16 protein-coding genes are annotated in these 17,672 nt (G+C 69.2%); 3 read left to right on the top strand and 13 right to left on the bottom strand.

All coding sequences use genetic code 11. The features are described from left to right. Nucleotides 1-49: 49 nt before the first annotated feature. Together SLUN_RS33360 and SLUN_RS33355 are read right to left on the bottom strand one after the other, a co-directional pair. Nucleotides 50-1,177, bottom strand: a complete 1,128-nt coding sequence (locus tag SLUN_RS33360) for a tetratricopeptide repeat protein (protein ID WP_159100385.1) — start codon at nucleotides 1,175-1,177, stop codon at nucleotides 50-52. Continuing rightward, on the bottom strand, nucleotides 1,174-2,490 hold the full coding sequence (locus SLUN_RS33355) for an ATP-binding protein (RefSeq protein WP_108153647.1): 1,317 nt from the start codon (nucleotides 2,488-2,490) through the stop codon (nucleotides 1,174-1,176). Before SLUN_RS33355 ends, SLUN_RS33360 begins: the two co-directional genes overlap by 4 nt. Before the next feature lie 398 nt (nucleotides 2,491-2,888). Here SLUN_RS33355 and SLUN_RS33350 point away from each other — a divergent pair, with 398 nt between their 5' ends. Further along, a complete protein-coding gene (locus tag SLUN_RS33350; protein WP_108153646.1) occupies nucleotides 2,889-4,130 on the top strand; it encodes an ROK family protein in 1,242 nt (413 codons plus the stop codon). Between the two features lie 147 nt (nucleotides 4,131-4,277). Here the strand turns inward: SLUN_RS33350 and xylA are convergent, their stop codons facing one another. Next, nucleotides 4,278-5,447 (bottom strand): xylose isomerase, encoded by a 1,170-nt coding sequence (xylA, locus tag SLUN_RS33345; RefSeq protein WP_108153645.1) that lies wholly within the window; start codon nucleotides 5,445-5,447, stop codon nucleotides 4,278-4,280. A 159-nt stretch (nucleotides 5,448-5,606) separates the two neighbouring features. Here xylA and xylB point away from each other — a divergent pair, with 159 nt between their 5' ends. Then, nucleotides 5,607-7,082, top strand: a complete 1,476-nt coding sequence (gene xylB / locus SLUN_RS33340) for a xylulokinase (protein WP_108153644.1) — start codon at nucleotides 5,607-5,609, stop codon at nucleotides 7,080-7,082. Between the two features lie 105 nt (nucleotides 7,083-7,187). Here the strand turns inward: xylB and SLUN_RS33335 are convergent, their stop codons facing one another. The 4 genes from SLUN_RS33335 to SLUN_RS33320 form a co-directional block, all read right to left on the bottom strand. Then, complete coding sequence (locus SLUN_RS33335; protein ID WP_108153643.1) at nucleotides 7,188-8,237, bottom strand: YeiH family protein; 1,050 nt, start codon at nucleotides 8,235-8,237, stop codon at nucleotides 7,188-7,190. Beyond that, a complete protein-coding gene (locus SLUN_RS33330; protein WP_108153642.1) occupies nucleotides 8,237-8,815 on the bottom strand; it encodes a cysteine dioxygenase family protein in 579 nt (192 codons plus the stop codon). Before SLUN_RS33330 ends, SLUN_RS33335 begins: the two co-directional genes overlap by 1 nt. Nucleotides 8,816-8,906: 91 nt before the next feature. Beyond that, nucleotides 8,907-9,812, bottom strand: coding sequence for a LysR family transcriptional regulator (locus SLUN_RS33325; protein WP_108153641.1), 906 nt, complete (start codon nucleotides 9,810-9,812; stop codon nucleotides 8,907-8,909). Between the two features lie 40 nt (nucleotides 9,813-9,852). Further along, a complete protein-coding gene (locus SLUN_RS33320) occupies nucleotides 9,853-10,665 on the bottom strand; it encodes an SAM-dependent methyltransferase (protein ID WP_108153640.1) in 813 nt (270 codons plus the stop codon). Nucleotides 10,666-11,035: 370 nt separating this feature from the next. On the opposite strand from SLUN_RS33320, the gene SLUN_RS33315 reads away from it, so the two are divergent. Beyond that, nucleotides 11,036-11,584 carry a GNAT family N-acetyltransferase gene (locus SLUN_RS33315; RefSeq protein WP_170146633.1) on the top strand — a complete coding sequence of 183 codons (549 nt, stop codon included), beginning with the start codon at nucleotides 11,036-11,038 and terminating at the stop codon, nucleotides 11,582-11,584. 452 nt (nucleotides 11,585-12,036) lie between these two features. Here the strand turns inward: SLUN_RS33315 and SLUN_RS33310 are convergent, their stop codons facing one another. The 6 genes from SLUN_RS33310 to SLUN_RS33285 form a co-directional block, all read right to left on the bottom strand. Continuing rightward, nucleotides 12,037-12,600, bottom strand: a complete 564-nt coding sequence (locus SLUN_RS33310) for an SUKH-4 family immunity protein (RefSeq protein ID WP_108153639.1) — start codon at nucleotides 12,598-12,600, stop codon at nucleotides 12,037-12,039. Between the two features lie 17 nt (nucleotides 12,601-12,617). Further along, nucleotides 12,618-14,144: a nucleic acid/nucleotide deaminase domain-containing protein gene (locus SLUN_RS33305; protein ID WP_217505245.1), complete on the bottom strand. Its 1,527-nt coding sequence runs from the start codon at nucleotides 14,142-14,144 to the stop codon at nucleotides 12,618-12,620. Between the two features lie 105 nt (nucleotides 14,145-14,249). Next, nucleotides 14,250-15,065 carry a WD40 repeat domain-containing protein gene (locus SLUN_RS33300; RefSeq protein WP_108153637.1) on the bottom strand — a complete coding sequence of 272 codons (816 nt, stop codon included), beginning with the start codon at nucleotides 15,063-15,065 and terminating at the stop codon, nucleotides 14,250-14,252. Between the two features lie 312 nt (nucleotides 15,066-15,377). Then, on the bottom strand, nucleotides 15,378-15,707 hold the full coding sequence (locus SLUN_RS33295) for a hypothetical protein (protein WP_159100384.1): 330 nt from the start codon (nucleotides 15,705-15,707) through the stop codon (nucleotides 15,378-15,380). A gap of 224 nt (nucleotides 15,708-15,931) precedes the next feature. Continuing rightward, nucleotides 15,932-16,786 (bottom strand): SUKH-4 family immunity protein, encoded by an 855-nt coding sequence (locus SLUN_RS33290; RefSeq protein ID WP_254709973.1) that lies wholly within the window; start codon nucleotides 16,784-16,786, stop codon nucleotides 15,932-15,934. A 231-nt stretch (nucleotides 16,787-17,017) separates the two neighbouring features. After that, entirely contained in the window at nucleotides 17,018-17,413 is a 396-nt protein-coding gene (locus SLUN_RS33285) for an ATP-binding protein (protein WP_108155075.1), read from the bottom strand. Nucleotides 17,414-17,672 lie beyond the last annotated feature (259 nt).

Raw genomic sequence — 17,672 nt, 5'->3', positions numbered from 1 at the left:
CCCGGACCGATCCGGCGGCGGTGGTGTCCACTGCCCGCCGGAGTGCTGCTCAGCGGGCCTTCTTCCGGTCGAACCAGATCGTGGCGAACGTCGGCGTGAGCCCTGCCCAGAAGAGCACTTGGGGCAACAGCCGGTCGGTCCAAGGGACTTGGGCGATCAGCAACGCGCACAGCATGGACCAGGCCGCCTGGGCCACTACGAGGCGGGCCCACCGACCGCGGCGCATCAGCGACTGCACATTGAGCCGGACTCCGGTGCGCCTTCGGCGGTAGCGCAGCAGGGCGCCGACGATCCAGATGGCGGTCACCGGCACGAGGTACCACAGGCGCTGGCCGAGCGAGAGCGGCAACTCCCGCTGCACCTCGCCCTCGACGGCGAACAGGTCCGTCATCACTCCGGCGAGGCCGAGACAGAGCAGGGCGAGCCAGCGCATGCCGCGCAACATGCGGTACGTGGCCTGGTCGAGCCCGCGCTGCATCGAGTCGGAGTCCGGTGCGGCGGCGAGCCCGGAGGCGTACAGGTCGGCGGCCTGGACAGCCTTGACGCCCGGGGCGTCGGCTGCCTTCCCGGTCTGCCTGGCCAGGGCCTCGACGTGGGTGGGGTCGAGTCGGAGGATGGCGCGGTCGAGCTGGTCGGCTACGGCGCTCTTGCCCGAGAAGCCGGCGATCGACCGTGCGACTTCGAGGGGGTAGACCTCCTCGGGGCCCAGGCGTATCGCCTCCACGGCCAAGTCGGCCGCCTCGCCGGAGAGGCGGGCGACGTCGTGGTGCTGGAGCTCCTGGGTGGCGGTCGCCTTGGCGTAACGGACCACCGACATGCGCCATACGGCGTCGGCGAGCATGGCACAGCCGTACCAGTGGTGGGGGTCGATGCGAACCGCTTCGCGCAGTACGGGCTCGGCCTCGCGCCATGACCTGCTGGGCACGCGGATCAGCGCCTCGGCGCGCAGGATGAGTGCGCCGTAGTCCTCGGGGGCGAGTTCGAGCGCCTGGCCGGCAGACTCCAGTGCCTGCTGTGGCCGCTGCGTGTTCAGGTGGCAGTAGCCGACCTTGACCCAGGCGCGTACGTCCCCGGGGTCTTCGGCGAGGTGCTGCCCCAGCAGCGCCCTGGCCTGGTCGTAGCGTTCGAGCTCGATGAGGCCTTGAGCCTGTTCGATGGTCGGGTGCAGTGTGGTCACAGCTTCCGCTTCTTCTTCAGATAGGCCACCAGGTCGTCGTACATCCCGCCCTCGTTCGCGTACATCGCCACGTTGCGGGCGGCCGCGAACCACGGCTCGGTCGAGGGCGCGATCTGCCCGGCCGCGGCCAGCATGTCCTTCATGCCGATCATGCGCACGGTGCCGGTGCGGGCCGAATCCAGCAGCGCGTACTCGGCCGCGCCCTCGCACAAGTGGGCCAGATCGGCGCCGGACAGGCCGTCGGTGGCTTTGAGCAGCTTGCTCAAGTCGACATTCTCGATGGGCCTGTCGCGCAGGTGATAGCGGAGGATCGCCTCCCGAGCCGGGCCGTCGGGCGGCAGCACCAGCAAGGTCCGGTCCAGTCGGCCGGGGCGGCGCAGGGCAATGTCCACATCCCAGGGCACGTTGGTCGCGGCGAGCACGAACACGCCTTCGTTCGCACCCGCGTCGATGCCGTCCAGCTCGGTCAGTAGCTGATTGACGGTGTTGCGCATCCCGTTGCTCTGGGTGCGGCTGCGCTTGCCGCCGAGCGCGTCCACCTCATCCAGGAACACCACGCACGGGGCCTGGCGGCGGGCGGTCTGGAAGACCTCGTGCATGTTGCGCTCGGAGTTGCCGATCCACATGTCGAGCACGTCGTTGACCGACACGGACAGGAAACTCGCACCGAGCTCACCGGCGACGGCCCGCGCGATGAAGGTCTTGCCGCAACCAGGCGGCCCGTAGAGCAGAAGACCGCCGCGCAGACTCTTGCCGTACAGGCGGCGCAGCTCCGGATTGCGCAGCGGTGCCAGAAATGCGGCCTCCAGACGCTCCTTGACCTCCGGCATACCGCCCACATCGGCGAGGCGGACGGTACCGGGCAGCTCCACGTCCCAGGCGGCGGCATCACCGGGATCGCCGTTGCCGTCCACGGCGAGCGGCGCCTCCGTGAACCGGGGCGGCACGACATCGCCGACCTGGTTCTCGGCGGCCTTCCAGTCGAAGCCCACGGTGGATCGAGGGGCGGGGGCCGGAGGCTGCTCGGGCGCCGAGGCTCGCGGCGGTGCGGTGGTTGAGGCGGCCGGGGGCGGTGCGGCAGCCATGGCTTCACCGGGCCCGACCGCCGGCGCGCCCATGGCCCGGGCCATCAACTCGCGCGCCTGGACATCACAGGGCGCGTGCTGCAGTGTCACGGCCACCTCAGCCACCGCGGCGTCGGTGTGCCCCGCATTCAGCAACAGCTCGGCCAGGTGCAGACGTAGGAGCACGTCGTCGGGCGCGGCCGCAACGGCCGTACGCATGCTCTGTATCAGAGGAGATTCCGCCAGCATGGCCCACACTTTACGTAGGCGGCGCGTGTGACCTTCAGGTGCCCTTGTGCTCTGACGCATCGCCTGCCTCGCGGAGGCTTGTGGCCCATGGCGCTGTGAGTGAGCCACCGCGATCGCCGGACCAATCCGCAGACAGTCCGCAGGGCGTGAGCACCTGTCGGGGGCCGGTAGCCGCCACGCGCCCATCTGCACCGCCCGCTGCTTGCGCCACGGCGCGAGGCTAAGCGGCCCCGGCGAAGTCCGGGCGGCGTCGCGGGCCGATGGCTGTCGCCCGGCTGCGTTGTCGTCAGTCGCCGACGCTCCGCGTGGACTCCTTCCTCCGCCTTGCCAGACTCGGCCCTCCACCCGCTCCTTCACCCACCCGGACTTCCCCGACACCGCTTAGGCTCGGCGCCAAGATGAACGGCAACCACACGCGTAACCACACACCCCTTGAGCCCAAGGCCGACCGGGAGACTGTGCGACGGCACAATCTCAGCCTGGTGCTGCGGGCTGTCCGCGACGAGGGCGAGGTGACCCGGGCCGGGGTCTCGGCGCGGGTCGGGCTGACCCGCGCGGCGGTCTCCTCGCTGGTGGAGCAGTTGATGGAGAGCGGCTTCCTCTCCGAGTCCGGGAAGACGTTCAGCGGTCAGGCCGGCCGGCCCGGCACCGTACTGAAGGTGGCTCGTACCGGTGTCGCCGGCATCGGGGTCGAGATCAACGTCGACTATGTGTCGGTGTGTGTGGTGGATCTGGCGGGCACCGACCGGGTGCGGCTCGTCGAGCACCTCGACAACCGGGGTGCGGCGCCCGCCCAGGTGCTCGGCCGCGCCGCCGGGATCGCCGCCCGTGCGCTGGCGTCGGCCGCGGAGCAGGACCTGCGGCCGGTCGGCGCGGAGCTGGCGCTGCCGGGGCTGATATCGGCGGGAACGGTCCGCCAGGCGCCCAATCTCGGCTGGACCCGGGTCGCGGCCGAGGGCCCGTTCGCCGAGGCGCTCGCCGCCCTGCGGCCGGGCCTTGCCGCGCTGCCCGTGCGCTCGGAGAACGAGGCCAACCTGGCGGCGCTGGCCGAGCTGTGGTTCGGCGGTCTGGGCCAGGTGCGCAGCTTCCTGTATCTGACGGGCGAGATCGGGGTCGGCGGAGCGCTGGTCCTGGACGGTGAGCTGCTGAGTGGGGCGCACGGGTTCGCCGGGGAGATCGGCCATGTCGTGGTGGAGGCGGACGGGCCGGAGTGCCGCTGCGGTTCGCGGGGCTGTCTGGAGCAGTACGCCGGTCAGTCGGCGCTGCTGCGGGCCGCGGGCATCGACGAGAACGCCGGCGCGGCGGGCGTGGCGGAACTGGAGCGGCGGGCCCGGGAGGGCGACGAGCGCGCGGTGACTGCGCTCCGGCAGGCCGGGCTGATGCTGGGCCGGGTGCTGTCGGGCGCGGTGAACCTCTTCGACCCGGACGCGGTGGTGCTCGGCGGGATCTACCGCCCGCTGATGCCATGGCTGTCCCCGGCGGCGGGCGGCGAGCTGGCCGGCCGGGTGGTGTCGGGTCTGTGGCCCGAGGGCAGCGGCCGCCTGCGCGCCTCGTCCCCGGCGGCGGACGCGGCACGGGGCGCGGCGGCGCGGGTGGTCCAGGACGTCCTGGCGGACCCGGTGGCGTACGCGGTGCCCTGAGGGTGTACGGCCTTCGGCACAATCCAGCCTCGCCGACGATTGAGGCGCGGGGTCCGGGGCGGAGCCCCGAAAGCAAGCCCCGCCGGCGATTGAGGCGCCGGGCCCCGGCACAGGCGCAGCGCCCGAGCAAGGCCCCAGGCCGCCCTCTCAGCGCACCCCGAGCAGGTGGTCCATCGCCAGCTGGTCGAGATACTCGAAGCCCATCCCCCGCTCCCCCGCCGCCTCCACGTCGAACTCCTCGAACGCGCCGCGGTCCGCGAGCAGCCCGGCCACCCCGTCCGCCGCCGTGGGCAGCATCAGCTCATCCAGACGGGACGCCTTCAACGCCTCCCGCACCCGCGGATCCGCGCGGAACGCCGCCGCCCGCTCCCTCAGAATCAGATAGTTCCGCATGCATCCCGCCGCCGAGGCCCACACCCCCTCGAAGTTCTCCGTCCTCGGCGGCTTGAAGTCGAAGTGCCGCGGGCCCTCGTAGCCGCCCGTCTCCAGCAGGTCGACCAGCCAGAACGCCGTACGCAGATCGCCCGCCCCGAACCGCAGGTCCTGGTCGTACTTGATGCCGCTCTGCCCGTTGAGGTCGATGTGGAAGAGCTTGCCCGCCCACAGCGCCTGGGCGATGGAGTGCGTGAAGTTCAGCCCGGCCATCTGCTCATGGCCGACCTCCGGATTGACGCCGTACAGCTCCGGCCGCTCAAGGCGCTCGATGAAGGCCAGCGCATGCCCGACGGTGGGCAGCAGAATGTCGCCGCGCGGCTCATTGGGCTTGGGCTCGATGGCGAAGCGCAGGTCGTAGCCCTGCTCGGTGACGTACTCCCCCAGCAGGTCGAAGGCTTCCTTCATCCGGTCCAGTGCGACGCGCACGTCCTTCGCCGCGCCCGACTCCGAGCCCTCCCGTCCGCCCCACGCGACATAGGTCTGCGCCCCGAGCTCGGCGGCGAGGTCGATGTTGCGGATGGTCTTGCGCAGCGCGTACCGGCGTACGTCCCGGTCGTTGGCGGTGAAGGCGCCGTCCTTGAAGACGGGGTGGCTGAAGAGATTCGTGGTGGCCATCGGCACCACCAGACCCGTCGCGTCCAGCGCCTGCCGGAAGCGCTTGACGTGCGACTCGCGCTCGGCATCGGTAGCACCGAAAGGGATCAGGTCGTCGTCGTGGAAAGTGACGCCGTACGCGCCGAGCCCGGCGAGATGCTGCACGGACTCGACGGGGTGCAGGGCCGGCCTGGTCGCGTCCCCAAAGGGGTCCCTGCCCTGCCAGCCGACCGTCCAGAGGCCGAAGCTGAACTTGTCCTCGGGGGTGGGGGTGAAGCGTTCCGACATCGCCTTGACCGCCTTCGATCCACGGTTTGTTTGCTGACCTTACTAATATGACACGGCCCCTCCCCGCCAATGAAGCCCCCCAGCACCTGTTGCCGCCGGACACCTTGACGTAATTTGTTTCCCGGACGGCCAAAATGGCCGGAAGGGAGTGGTGAGGCAATGCCGACGCATCCGGTCGTCATCGGCGTGGACAGCTCGACCCAGTCCGCCAAGGCGGTGTTCATCGACGCGGTCACCGGCCGTACGCTCGCCGTCGGCCGTGCCCCGCACCAGGTCAGCGGCGAGGGCGGCGCACGCGAGAGCGACCCCGAGGTGTGGTGGCACGCGCTGTGCGAGGCCGTCACCACCGGACTCAAGGATTCTGGTCTGTCCGCGTCCGCGGTGACCGGCATCGCGGTCGCCGGGCAGCAGCACGGCCTGGTCGTCCTCGACCGCGCCGGGCGTCCGGTGCGCCCCGCGCTGCTGTGGAACGACACCCGCTCCGCCCCGCAGGCCGCCGCCCTCACCGAGGCCCTCGGCGGCCCGGACGCCTGGACGGCCCGTACCGGATCGGTCCCGGTCGCATCTATGACGGCCGCGAAGTGGCAGTGGCTGCGGGAGCACGAGCCCCGGTCGGCCGCGGCGGCGGCCGCCGTACGACTCCCCCACGACTTCCTCACCGAACGGCTGGCGGGCACCGCGGCCACCGACCCCGGGGACGCTTCGGGGACCTGCTGGTACTCCACCGCCACCGGCGCGTACGACCCCGAGCTCCTCCAACTGATCGGACTGGACGGCGACTTGCTGCCCCCGGTGGCGGCCACCGGCGCGGCCCGTATCGGCTCGCTCACCGCCGCTGCCGCCGGGGAGCTCGGCCTGCCCGCGGGTATCGCGGTCGCCGCGGGCACCGGCGACAACATGGCCGCCGCGGTCGGCCTGGGTCTCGGCGGCGCGGGGCTGCTCGACCATCCGGCCCTCAGCCTCGGCACCTCGGGAACCGTCTTCGCCGCCAGCCGCACCCGGCCCGCGTCCGCGGCACTGGCCGGTTTCGCCGCAGCCGACGGTACGTATCTCCCGCTGGCCTGCACGCTGAACTGCACGCTCGCCGTCGACAAGGTCGCAGCCCTGCTGGGACTGCACCGCGACACCGCGGAGGCGGGCGGGGAGGTCGTCCTGCTGCCGTATCTCGACGGCGAGCGCACTCCCGATCTGCCCGCCGCCTCCGGTCTGCTCATGGGTCTGCGGCACACCACGACCCGGCAGCAACTCCTGGGCGCCGCCTACGAAGGCGCGGTCGTGACCGTGCTGCGGGCGCTGGACGAGGTGCTGCGCGCCTGCGGCCTCGACGCAGCCGATCCGGAGGTCGCCGCCCGCCCGCTGCTCCTGATCGGCGGCGGCGCGCGGGGGCGTCACTGGGTGGAGACCGTACGCCGCCTCTCCGGCCGCCCGCTGGTGATCCCCGGGAGCGACGAACTGGTCGCCCTCGGCGCGGCGGCCCTTGCCGCGGGAGCGGCGACCGGCGAGGACCCGGTGGCGCTGGCGAGTAGCTGGCAGGGGGGAGGCGGGACGGAACTTCCGCCGGTGGAACGGGACATGGAGACGTGGGAGCGGGTCTCGGACGTACTGGAGCGGGCGGCGCCGACGCTGCTCGGCTGACGCCCCGGGGTCGACGCTTCTCACCGGACGCCGGCGCCCCGGCTGCTCGGGCTGACACTGCTCGGCCGGCGCCCGGCGTCGGCGCTGCTCAGCCGGCGCCCGCCGTCAGCCCATGACCAGCAGCACTCCGGCGTACGACACCCCCGCCACCACCGCCCACGAGCAGAGTCCCAGCGCCGCCACCCGCCCGCCCGTGCGGGTCAGCGACGGCAGATCGACCGCGCTGCCGAGCCCGAACAGCGCGGCGGCGAGCAGGAGTTCCTGCACCGTCTGCGTCGCGTCGATCGCCGCCGCCGGAAGCAGGTCCGTGCTGCGCAGGACCACCATCGCCAGGAAACCGACCACGAACAGGGGGACCAGCGGCAGCCGCTTCCTGCCCGGCGGGGCCGCATGCGACCCGGCCCGTCGGCGGCGTACGGACAGCGCCACCGCCGCGACGAGCGGCGCGAGCAGCGCCACCCGCATCAGTTTGACCAGGACCGCCTCGCCGAGCGCACCGGGACCGGCCGTCTGGGCGGTGGCGACGACCTGGCCCACGTCGTGGACGCTCGCGCCCACCCACCGGCCGAACTCCGCATCGCCCAGCCCCAACGGCTGTTGCAGCAGCGGCAGTACGGCGATGGCGAGCGTCCCGCAGAGGGTCACCAGTGCCACCGATGTCGCCGCGTCGCGCTCGTCGCTGTCCGCCGCCTCGCTCACGGCGCCGATCGCGGACGCCCCGCAGATCGAGTACCCGGCGGCGATCAGCAGCGGCTGATCGCCGGGCAGGCCCATCCGGCGGCCGAGCCACCAGGTGCCGAGGAAGGTCGCCGCGACGACACCGAGCACCATGGTGACCGTCGCCCAGCCGAGGCCGAGCACATCGGCCAGGCTCAGCTTCAGCCCGAGCAGGACGATGCCGATGCGCATCAGCCGTTTCGCTGCGTACGAGAGCCCCGGGCGGGCCGCTCCCCGGACGACGGAGCGCGCACCGGGAAGATGCGCCGCCACGATGCCCAGGACCACCGCCGCGGTCAGCATCGGTATGCCTGGCAGCAGTTGGTGCACGGACCAGGCCACCGCGACACCGGCGACGGCGAGCGCGAGTCCGGGCAGTCGGCGCGGCGGGACAGCGGAAGGGGGCGCCTTGGCCGCCCGTTCCCGGAGCAGTGCCATCAGCGGTCGGCCGGCAGCTCGTAGACCCGGCGGACGCTGCTGCCGATACGGGAGATGTCCGCGCCGTAGACATGGAGGGATATCGCACGGCCGGCGCCCGCGTTCCAGACGCGGTGGATGTCACCGGGCGGCGCGAATCCGCACACCGCGCCCAGGCCGTTGACCACATCGCCGGTGGCCACGAGACGGGCGGCCGTGCCGGTGGCCGGGGACGGCAGGAGCCGGTAGCGCCGCTCGTACTCCTCGCCCTCGTGCACACCGGTCGTACACCACGACACATGGTCGTGCACGGACGTGCCCTGGCCTGGCAGCCAGACGAGCGCGACGACCGAGAAGCTCCCGTCGTGCTCGGCGTGCAGCAGGTGCTGGCGGTAGCAGGCGGGGTCGCTCTCGCACTGCTCCGGCGTGAGCAGATCCTCCGCGCCGAGGTGCGGCGCCAGGTGCTCACCGACCAGATGCGCCGTCAGGTCCGGTGGCAGTCCGCGGCCGACCGCCTCGCGCACCTCGGCGATCAGCACGTCGAGACGGTCGGTCGTACGCGCGGCCCTGAAGGCGGTCGATCCGGTCGATGCGGTCATACGGGCAGGGTCGCGTCACCCGATCCATCACGTCCAACGACGACTTCTTCGCCACTTCCCAAGCCCCGCTTATGGATGACGGCTGCGAATCTCAGCAGCCGACCTTGTTGGCGGCCACCGTCCTGAGCTCGTCGAGTACCAGCGCAGTCGCCGGGATCCGCAGATGCTCCCGCAGGACGTACGCCGAGATCTGCCGCCGGGAGGCGGGCTGCAGCGGCCGCCCGGTGACCTTCCGGTGGCAGAGGAAGTTCAGTACGAGCGCCGGGATCATCGCGACGCCGAGCCCCTCCGCGACCAGGCTCTGCACCACGAGGTTGTCGTCGGTCGTGAACGCGATGTCCGGCGCGAAGCCCAGCTCCGCGCATTCGTGCAGGAGGTTGGCCCGGCAGCGCAGGCACCCCGCTATCCAGCGTTCCTCGGCCAGATCCGCCAGCTGCACCGCCCGTCGCCGTGCCAGGGGATGCCCGGCCGGCAGCAGCACCGTCAACTGGTCCTCGAGCAGCGGGATCTCCACGAGCTCGTCCGGCACGTGTTCATGCAGACCGGGGTAGGTGAAGGCGAGCGTGATGTCGCATTCGCCGCGCACCACGCGCTGCAGCGACTCGGGCGGCTCGTTCTCCAGCAGGTCGACGCGGACCCCGGGATGCCCTGCGGCCAGCCGCGCCATCGCCTCGGGGATGATGGTGGCACTGGCGCTGGGGAAGGCGCACACGCGGACGCGTCCCGAGCGCAGCCGGGTGAGGGCGCCCATCTGCTGCTGGGCCGCGGACATGCTGTCGAGGATGACCGTGGCGTGCCGGGACAGCGCCTCCCCCGCCTCGGTGAGACGCATTCCGCGGCCGACCCGGATGAACAGCGGTGTGCCGACGTCTCGTTCGAGGGCCTTCATCTGCTGGGTGATCGCGGGCTGCGTATAGCCGAGCGCCCGGGCGGCGGCGGAGTACGAACCGGCCCTGACCACTTCATGGAACGTCTTGATGTGCCGGGAATCGAACACCCGCGCATCATAAGCAATTTTTGGGGGCCGCGGGTCCTGACTACGGCTTGCGGGCCACTCCCGCGTACAGAGAGGCCGCCTCGTTCCCCTCGCTGACCTCGTCGACGCCGAGCTCCGGGTGCCACCGCGTCAGCTGGACGACGCCCGGCTCCGTCGGCTCCAGCCCCTCGAAGAAGCGCCCGACCTCGGCGAGCGAGCGCGGCACGAGCGTGACGCCGCCGGCCGCGTACATGTCGACGCCGCGCTGGACGGCCAGTGGGTCGAAGTCGGCGGTGAGCTGGGACAGTACGAGGTAGCTGCCGGACGGCAGCGCGTCCACGAGTTGGCGCACCAGCTCGTACGGCCGGTGCTCGTCGCCGACGAAGTGCAGCAGCGCGACGAGCGAGAGAGCGATCGGCTGCTCGAAGTCCAGGACTTTCCTTGCCTGTTCGAGGATGCGGCCGGGCTCGCGTACATCCGCCTGGATGTAGTCGGTCACGCCCTCCGGCGTACTGCGCAGCAACGCCTCCGCATGCTTCAGAACAATCGGGTCGTTGTCGGTGTAGACGACCCGGGACGCGGGGGCGACGCCCTGGGCTATCTGGTGCAGATTGGGTTCGGTGGGGATGCCGGTGCCGATGTCGAGGTACTGGCGTACGCCCGCCTGCCCTGCCATCCATCGCGTGACGCGCTGCATGAACCACCGGTTGGTCCGGGCGACATGCTTGGCGCGGTTGTCGATGCTCATGATGTGACGGCCGAGCGCCTCATCGACCGGGTAGTTGTCCTTGCCGCCCAGGAACCAGTCGTACACCCGGGCCGGATGCGGCTTGCTGGTGTCGATCCTGGGGACGGGGGGCTCGCTCCCGGCCATACGAAGCTCCCTGGATGCTCAAGATGCTGAGGAATTCCCAGCGTCATCGATCATGTGATCCTCGCAGGAGGATGGACCTCGGGCAAGTAACTCCAGGTCCTGGAGGGGAAGTTCAGCGCGCAGACCGGGGACGGCCGCGCTGATCAACCAGCGGGCGGTGTCGCGGACGAGGACGAGTTCGGTGCCTGTCCGGCGGTGGGTGGCCCGCTGCGCGGATCGGTCGGAGACGAGAGAGGGGCCGCACGGACGCCGCGATACCTACGCCAAGACCCATCTCGCGACATGTCTCGGCCCGACCGGGACGATCACCACGTCTGCCGAGGCCGTAAAGCGGTGGACAGCCCTACGGTGCTGGGCGAGCATCTCCGCGATGAACAACGAACTTCCCTCAATCCCCAAACGCGTCCGCTTCGTCGAGCTCACCGCAAAGGCGCTGCGGGCGCTTGCCGACGGTGACCTGGCTGGCGGCAGCGCCGAGGCCGGGGTCGCCCTTGACGAGTACTTCGTCTGCGACCGGGCCCGCTGGATCTTCGGCCATCGCGCTGACCAGCTCGCCGAGGACCGGTCTGCCGCGCCCTGGATCACGCGGGCCGCGGTGTCCGAGCCGGACGGGGCCGTCGTCGGCGACGCCGGGTTCCACGGGCCGCCGGACGAGGCCGGCATGGTCGAGGTCGGCTACACCGTCGTGCCCGGGTACCGCCGCCAGGGCTATGCCCGCGCCATGCTGACGGCGCTGCTTGTCAGGGCCGCCGCCGAACCCCGTGTCAGGACCGTGCGGGCCACTATCAGATCCGACAACAACGCCTCCCTGGCCACCATCGCGGGCTTCGGTTTCACGCGCGTCGGCGAGCAGGGGAACGAGCGCGACGGGCTCGAGATCGTCTTCGAGGTCCCTGCAGAAGCGATTCAGGCCGAGTAGTTCTACGGCCTCGGCGGACATGGTGTGCGTCCCGGTCGGGCCGTGACATGAGAAGGGCCGTACGGGTTGGGTGAGTTGTGAAGCTGACCTGGGCCCGTGGGGCCTGTTCCGGGAAGGCTGACGAACGGCATCACACGCAACAACTGACCGGACGGCGGATACGGCCGAACGCCCCAGTCGTCGGCCAGCGCGTCCACGATGACCAGCCCGCGCCCTCCCTCATCCACACCAGCAGGCAACCAACGGGGTAGCGTGACCTCGCCATTCAGCAGCCAACGGGTTCGCCGCCGTCGACTTTGATCGACGAGGGAGGGCACCAACGCGTTCGGCGAGGAGAGCGATCTGGAGGTCGGCCCCGAGGGCGCCCGTTCCCCGGGAGGCGTCCAGGACCTCTACGCGGCGGCCCTTGGTCGGCTCAGCAGGTCCGACCCACGCAGCCCGAGGACGCGTCCTCACCAGATGCCGTGTTCCAGTTCCTCCAGTGACAGATTCCACTGGGAGTCCTCGTCGGCGAAGGGGGTGAGGTCGAAGGCACCGACCACTTGCTTGAAACGCGCTGACAGCTCCTCCGGGTCAACGTCGTTGTCGTGGTCGACCTCAAGTTTGCGGAATTCGATGAGCGCGTACACCAGGGACTCGACATCTCGGTGGAGCTCGATATAACCGGTGGCTCCTTCCGGGAAGGCGTAGATCGTTCCCGACTTGGGATCGACGGCCACGAGAGAGGTGAACAAGTAGCCGAGCATCCACCACGACCGGCTCTCCGCCGGACAAGGCATTCCGTAGTGATCGAAACGACTCCCCAAGGTGATCGCGTCCAAACTGGCAGGGTACGGGTCCTCAACGTTCTCCCGAGAGGCGAAAACCTCTGAATGCGGAAGCCCAACAGAGCTCAGAAAGTTCGCCGAGCGCGGATCGAATTCAGCGTGCCCGCTCTGCGGGAAGTACACAATGTTTTCCAGCCCATAGGCCCGCACCAACTGGATCGAAGTAACGGAGAATTTCACGATCGCCATCCTACCTTACCGTGCCGCTACTTACCATGCGCCTGTTTCAAATAGTCGAGGTATCTAGTGTGCTCCGCGTTCGTGGTGGTTCCGTTGGGCTTATAGTAGTCGGCGACGTGCGTGACGTTCAGGTCATTTTTGAAGTAATAATCCAGCCAGCGCGCACATTGAGGATTCTTCCTGCAGGGTTCTCGTTCTGTGAAAACCTCGGTGAGTCCGTCCTCTTTTCCATTGTGTATGAGCGGGCGTCCAATCATTCGCTCGGAGTGTCCGTTCTTATTGCTGTAACCGACGAGAATGGATTCCTTTCCGGTCCCTGGATCGATGTACCGGCCGGCGGCGTAGTTGGTTCCCTTGTAGTCGTCTCGCGCGATTCGGGCTGCCTGCGTTGCTTGCACGAGATCGTCTTTGCTGTCGAAGTCGATCTTCCTCGAAGGAGCCCTGCCGGGATGTGTTGCATCGGCGTAGAACTCGCTCTTCTCTTTGGGAGTGTCGGGAATCCATGCCTTCCCGTTGTTGAGTACCACGCCGTTAAGTCGGCTCTTGTCAGCATCGTCGAGAGAGTTCGTTCGCCCGTCTTCATAAAGACGCTGCACCGACCCGTCGGCGTTGAGCAAATAGGTGCGGACTTCATCGTCGCCGCCGCCATTCTTACACTTCTCAAACTCCCGCTTACGGCGCTCGTCTTCCTCTTTGTGGCCGCTTTTACTCTTGTCGATCTTGCCGCCGTGCTCCTCAAGGGTCTTGACCATTTCGTCGGCCTTCTTATCGACCGCATCCTCGGCCTTGTCCATCACGGTGGCGAGCTTGTGGAACCGACTGTCCTTCTTGACCGAACTCTTACGATTCCCGCCACCCTCCTTGAAGGAACCTTTCTTCTTGTCGAAGTTATCGGCCGTCTTCCTGTAATCACCAGAGGCGCGGTCGAACTCATCGAACTCGATGACCAGACCCTGAGCCATGTCCGCGTTGCCTGGGGCCATGACGTCGTATGTACCGCCACCGCCGAGCCGGTCCGTGAACAGCTTCTCGATCTCCGCGAGGATCTTGCTCTCGATTTTCTCAGTGACGATCGACGTGATCTCACTGATGGCATAGTCGATGGCCTCATGGACGGCCACGCGCGCAATACCTATGGCGGCCGCGGACAGCAGGCCGCTCGCGCCGAAGGTGAAGAACATGCCGACGACGCCTGCGGTAGCGGCGGCAGCGGCGGTCGTGAGGTCCGCGATGATAGCGATCTTGCAGCCGAGAATCAGGTCTGCGCACTCATCGAGTGCGCCTGCCAGGTCGTCGCAGCCTTTCGCGAACGTGGCCAGATCCCTGGTAGTGAGCTTGCCCCAGCGCCGATCGATGGCCGTGACGGTCTCGCCCTTGCTCCTACCGCCGACGATGTGCGAGCAGGCGTCGTTGCCTTCCCGGACCGCATCACGGACGCCTTCGGCAAGGTTCCTGTAGTCCTTGGCCGAGCCCTTCACCTCGTCCTCGTCGATCTGCGGCCAGTCGACCCCCACCAGGTTCAGGACCTCGACCAGGTCATCGGGCAGCTTCATTCCCACGTGCGACTCCCCCGTCGTCGGCCGGTCCACGCCAGCCTTGACGCTGATTGATAGACCGTCAACTTCTTTGCATGACAGTCATATCAAATGAGTCCGAGCTCACTCCGCCGGGTCTTGGCTCCAGTCCGACCGCTCAGCGTGAGCTGCCAATCGAACGATCGCTTCGTCCAGACCGATCACGACGAAGCGGCTGGGAGTGACCACGACGGCCCGAACAGGCGCCCCAGGGCGGAAGTTGAGATGCCGGCCCTTTTCGACGCAGTGGAGCTGTACAAGCCCGTCCGCCCAGGCGACTGCGAGAAGCGGTCCGTCTTCGCTCCATGCCGCGTCGAGGGCCACTACTCCGCACGCACGGCCAATCAGGGGGGAAACCAAGGGGTCATGGCCAGGAGTCCATACCCGCACCGTCCCGTCCGTTCCACCGCTGTAGAGCAGTGGTGCCGTCGCGCCTCCTCCGAGAGGGGCCTCGAGTGCCGCCACAGCTGTCACGCGCCCCTCATGAAGTGCCGCCGCGCCCGTCACATCGCCGAACACGCGCACTGTGCCGGACGCATCCCCCAGGACTGCGATTCCCTTGTCCGAGCTCACTGTTGTGGCGATCGCTGTGCCCACGTGGTCCTGCAGCACTTCCACAAGGATCTGCTTCTCGTCCGGTCCGTCGTTCAGCAACGCCTCGATACCTGAGCGGGACTGATGATCCACCCGTGTTCTGTCGGCGTGTGTTCGGCCGGCTGCGTCCAAGGCGAGAAGCGTGCCGTCCGAGAGCGCGGACAACCCGGTGATGTTCGACGTTCCTGACGCTGTCCGCCCCTGCGGCGAGCCATCCTCCATACTCAGCAGACGGACGGTACCGAGGTGGTCGACGGTGGCAAGGGAACCTTCCAAGGGGCCGGTTCCGACCGTCAGCGAGGCCACCGGTCCCGGCCATGGCGGAGCGACATCACCCTTCACTCTCACCCAGTCCACCCTCCAGGGTCCGCCTGTGGCGAGCGCATCGAGAGCCGGCGCCAACCTTGGGTCGGCGCCTTCCCAGAGAGCGGTGCGCAGGACCAGTGCGCGGGAGGGCGGCGACTGATCCCGGCAAAGGGACTGCCCTGCCCTGAGCCAGGCATTTCGCAGACCACCGTGCTCCTCGTCGGCGTCCGCCTCATAGGCGGCCGTGACGAACCAGGGGTCGGCGGCACAGACAGCAGCCGGGTCTGACAAGTCGACCGGCTTCGAGGTTGCTCAAGCGGTGGCGTCCACACCGAAGGTCGGAGGGTGCGCTGCTCCCCATTCCTCGAAGCGCTGAGGATCCGTCCACTGTTCCAGGTCCAAGTCCAGCTCTGCCCAGCCTCGCCCGGTCAGCGCCTCGTGAGGGGCAGTTCCGGTGCGGGCCTCGACGATCAGGCGTAGATGGGCCAGACCGGCGAGTTTCCCCGCGAACTCGGCGACGTCTTCGGAGCGAACGTCCGGCAGCACGATCACGGTCCGTCGCGTATCGGGGCCCAGTCTGTCCAGCAGCTCGCCGGGAGCGCGCGCCACGACGTCCAGTTGGTCTGCCAGAGCCCAGGTCAAGCCTTGCAGACTGTCGCCGGCGAAAGGCGCTACCACATGGACGGCTCGCTCGGCAGGCACTCCCGAACTGCCTCCGTGGCGAACCAGCCATGCAAGCAGCGTCGACTTGCCGCATCCTTCAGACCCCGATATCAGGCAGAGCCTCGGCGCGTGCGGATCCTTCAGCCAGCCCAGAAGTGCTGTGGCTGCGGGCTCACGGCCTGCCGCGGGCCGCTCCCATCGCGTCACTGACGCCTCGCCTGCTCGGCAGCGCGGGTGATCAGGTCCTTGAGACCCTCCTCACGGGAGGCAGCAGTGTCTCCGTAGTCGAAGCTGTGCGTGAACTCCGCGTGCGGGAAAGTTTCCTGCAACCAGACCGCGCAGTAGTGGCCGGGCATGAGGCACGGCTCCAGCTCGCAGTAGACCCGTCGTACCTGTGTGGCTTCCACGCCGCTGCCCGACAGCCGCCGCCAGATGATCTCCTCGGGGTGGAGCTGCCCCGGTCCGGTCGCCTCCGTCACGATCTGCTTGGCCCCGGAGGCATCGACGTACTCGAAGGCGGAGGAGAAAGGGAAGTTGAGCGTGTGGCGGACGTCGTCGAGGACGCGGGGCCACCAGTTCTCCCGCTCGGCGAAGGCCTGCTCATCGATCCGACGCAGCTCCGCTTTGAGCTCACGGAACACCGCCGCGGCCTCCGCCAGCCCCGACGAGGCAGCGAACCGCGGCTGCGCAAGATCCAGGGCCACCATCGACTCGCAGAAGGTGGCCAGGTTGCTGCTGACGAACATGTCGTCGCAGACGTCGACGAGCACGACTGCATGCACCGCTCCGTCGGGGCGGACGCAGAGATGTGCCAGGCCATCGCCACCGATCCGCGGCCACGCGTACATCTCCGTCGGAACTGCGGGCTGCGACAGGCGGGCGGCGGTCACCCCCAGGGCCGTCGGCTGGTCGGGACGGGGGCTGCGGAAGTAAGGCGCCACACTCTCAGGAACACCGGTTTCCTGCAGGAACTCCCTCGCCTCTTGAGGAAGGTGTGCGCTTTGGAGGTCCGCCGGCCCAAACCTGCGGAGGCCGTCGCGGCCGAAGTGCTGGAGCATCTGGTCCGGGAGACCCGGAACGGGGGCGGGCATGGCTACCTCACGAGCAGGCACGGTTGGCGGACATGTCCGACCCTAACCGGCGGAGGCCGGAGCCGAGCGAGGAGTCTGCCACCAGGCCGGAACCAGGCGGCCGGGGCTGGTGAAGGGCTGCAGGTGGCGTCGTCGGTGACACAGCCTCCGCAGTCGGGCATGCAGCGGCCGAGTGGTCTGCGAGAGGCTGGCGCCGCCTCAGGAATGCGGCCGGGGCCTCAGCGTGGCCCACACGGTCTTGCGGGTCGGCGGGTCCGGGCTGAGGTCGACGCCCCAACGGTCCGCGAGGGCCTGCACGATCAGCAGGCCGCGTCCGCTCTCGCACTCGGCGTCCGGCGCGGTCGTCGGCGCGGGCGAAGGCATGCGCTCGGCGCGTACATCGGTCACTTCGATGCGCAGGACGCCGTGGGTGTCGAGTACCAGGGTGAGCCGGAAATCACGCCCCGTGACGCGCCCGTGCTGGATCGCGTTGGCCGCGAGCTCCGCGACGATGTGCTCGGCGGCCTCCGACGGCATCTGCCAGTCGGCGAGTTGCCGCTCGGTCAGCCGGCGCGCGATACGCGCCCCGCGTCGGGTGGACGAGAGCAGCACCATGAAGCGGCGGCCGGCGATGGCAGGTTCGGCACCCGTGTCAGATGCGAGGCGGTGAGGAATCTGTACGTTCACGTGACTCAACGTGTCTGACCCGTCGCAAGCAGACCAGTGACACAGGCGGTACCGCGAGTGCCGGTACCGCACGTCACGCACGCCGTACCGGGCTGTCACGCACACTGGGGTGACGACAAGTCGGTTCCGGAAGCGGCGCAGGTACCGGCACGCCGCAGGAGGTGTGGCGCAGCAGTGCACACTGGGT

This window comes from Streptomyces lunaelactis (genome assembly GCF_003054555.1).
In the GTDB taxonomy this organism is placed as follows: domain Bacteria; phylum Actinomycetota; class Actinomycetes; order Streptomycetales; family Streptomycetaceae; genus Streptomyces; species Streptomyces lunaelactis.
The sequence above is the reverse complement of the archived record's forward strand: the minus strand, read 5'-3'. Positions and strand labels throughout refer to the sequence as shown.

Bases quoted from the DNA above. Each gene is read 5' to 3' on its own strand.
- xylA (WP_108153645.1), bottom strand. From the start codon at position 5,447: ATGTCGGAACGCTTCACCCCCACCCCCGAGGACAAGTTCAGCTTCGGC.
- SLUN_RS33350 (WP_108153646.1), top strand. From the start codon at position 2,889: ATGAACGGCAACCACACGCGTAACCACACACCCCTTGAGCCCAAGGCC.
- SLUN_RS33320 (WP_108153640.1), bottom strand. From the start codon at position 10,665: ATGGCCGGGAGCGAGCCCCCCGTCCCCAGGATCGACACCAGCAAGCCG.
- SLUN_RS33355 (WP_108153647.1), bottom strand. From the start codon at position 2,490: ATGCTGGCGGAATCTCCTCTGATACAGAGCATGCGTACGGCCGTTGCG.
- SLUN_RS33335 (WP_108153643.1), bottom strand. From the start codon at position 8,237: ATGGCACTGCTCCGGGAACGGGCGGCCAAGGCGCCCCCTTCCGCTGTC.
- SLUN_RS33315 (WP_170146633.1), top strand. From the start codon at position 11,036: ATGAACAACGAACTTCCCTCAATCCCCAAACGCGTCCGCTTCGTCGAG.
- SLUN_RS33305 (WP_217505245.1), bottom strand. From the start codon at position 14,144: ATGAAGCTGCCCGATGACCTGGTCGAGGTCCTGAACCTGGTGGGGGTC.
- SLUN_RS33310 (WP_108153639.1), bottom strand. From the start codon at position 12,600: ATGGCGATCGTGAAATTCTCCGTTACTTCGATCCAGTTGGTGCGGGCC.
- SLUN_RS33330 (WP_108153642.1), bottom strand. From the start codon at position 8,815: ATGACCGCATCGACCGGATCGACCGCCTTCAGGGCCGCGCGTACGACC.
- xylB (WP_108153644.1), top strand. From the start codon at position 5,607: ATGCCGACGCATCCGGTCGTCATCGGCGTGGACAGCTCGACCCAGTCC.
- SLUN_RS33285 (WP_108155075.1), bottom strand. From the start codon at position 17,413: ATGGTGCTGCTCTCGTCCACCCGACGCGGGGCGCGTATCGCGCGCCGG.
- SLUN_RS33290 (WP_254709973.1), bottom strand. From the start codon at position 16,786: ATGCTCCAGCACTTCGGCCGCGACGGCCTCCGCAGGTTTGGGCCGGCG.